This is a genomic window from Mailhella massiliensis (assembly GCF_900155525.1).
Taxonomy (GTDB): domain Bacteria; phylum Desulfobacterota; class Desulfovibrionia; order Desulfovibrionales; family Desulfovibrionaceae; genus Mailhella; species Mailhella massiliensis.
In genome coordinates this window covers 1-1,560 of record NZ_LT706944.1, presented here as the reverse complement: position 1 = coordinate 1,560, position 1,560 = coordinate 1, and the positions used below count along the sequence as shown (strand labels likewise).

Here is a 1,560-nt window from a genome sequence, read left to right as displayed (position 1 = left end):
CCCATTACAGTTTGAGAAGTAGTTAGCCCAATCGCTTAAGCCATCCGCTTAGACGGTCGGACTACGATTGACATATGTCCCGAGGGACTGCCGATCGGGCGCCCGCGGACGGCCTTATGCCCCTGCCCCTTGAGGGCCCGGGGGGTGTTGCCGACGCGGGCGCCGCTGCTTCTGACGACTAATAGGAAACTGCCGGGCTCCTCCGACCAAAGAGCGCCACGGCCAGGTAATGTGGGTGTCGCGCGAGGCAGCATTCCGATCGACCGACGATTGGAAGGATACCATCATGCTGACCGAAGCCACCGCCTGCCCTGCCGTAATAGGCCTCGACGTCGGGAAGTTCTCCCATTGGGCGTGCCACGTGACCAGGCAGGGCGAGATCCTCGCCAGCGGCCCCGTGGCCAACACCGAGCATGACCTGGACAGCCTGTTCGCCCGAGTGGATGCAGGGACGCTGGTCGTCGTCGACCAAGTGCGCAACATCGGGTCGCTGGCGATATCGAGGGCAAGGCTGGCCGGGCTGCCCGTCGCCTACCTGCCGGGAATCGCCGCCCACGGAGCTGCCAAGCTGTTCGCGGGCGACGCCAAGACCGACGAGCGCGACGCCGCGGTCATAGCCAAGACGGCGCTCGGCATCCCGGATTCGCTGCTGCCCGTGCCAAGGCGCGACGAGAGGCTCGAGGCCGCAAGGTCGATGGCGGCGCAGAGGAACCACATGGTCACCTGCTCCACCCGTGACAAGAACAGGCTCAGGAGCATACTCCTGGAAAGCTGCCCCGCGTTCGAGGCGCTGGCCGACCTGGCCGATCCCCATTGGCTGAAGATGATGGAGTCCCTGGGCGGCCCCTGGGGCATCCTGGATGCCGGCAAGCCTGCCGTCGGCGCCGTGACCCGCGGCGCGAACAGGGCGCGCATCGACGCCGCGCTGGCGGCGATATCGTCGTCGACGCGCCCGTCCGAATACCAGGTCATGGCAGAGAACCCGCAGGTCAGGATGCTTGCCAGGCGTATCAGGGAGTCCGCCGAGGAAGCCGCAAGGCTCGACACGGAGATAACGGCGCTGCTCGTCGAGGACGGCACTTACGAATGCCTGCTGACCATCCCAGGAATCGGCCCAAGGACCGCATCGGAGCTGGTGATAAGCATCGACATCGACGACTTCCCCGACCACGACCACCTCGCATCGTATTGCGGAATCGCTCCCAGGAACCGCCAGTCAGGCAAGTCGATATCGTCGGTGAGCGCCTCGCGCCAGGGAAACAAGAGGCTGAAAAACCTGCTCATCTTCTCCTGCAACTCGCTTAGCAGGAGCAGGGGCCGGTTCGGCGACTACTACCGCAAATGCAGGGATCGCGGCATGTGCCACGGAGAGGCATTGAAGGCGGTCGCCAGGAAGAGGATGAAGGTGATCTACGCGATCATGAGGGACAAGGTCCCGTACTCGGCCTAGCTAGCCAGAGCCATAGAAAAACGCCAGCCCGACAAGGGCTGGCGTCAGCATGCTCGAAAGCAGTGATCTTTGCCAACAAAATCAGTTGACAAAACTATAGGAACACCCCC

General features: G+C 63.6%; 1 protein-coding gene. It reads left to right on the top strand.

What is annotated here, in order from left to right:
- The first annotated feature begins 286 nt into the window (after positions 1-286).
- Positions 287-1,450: an IS110 family RNA-guided transposase gene (locus CZ345_RS04530; RefSeq protein WP_077072017.1), complete on the top strand. Its 1,164-nt coding sequence runs from the start codon at positions 287-289 to the stop codon at positions 1,448-1,450.
- Positions 1,451-1,560 lie beyond the last annotated feature (110 nt).

Bases quoted from the DNA above. Each gene is read 5' to 3' on its own strand.
- CZ345_RS04530 (WP_077072017.1), top strand. From the start codon at position 287: ATGCTGACCGAAGCCACCGCCTGCCCTGCCGTAATAGGCCTCGACGTC.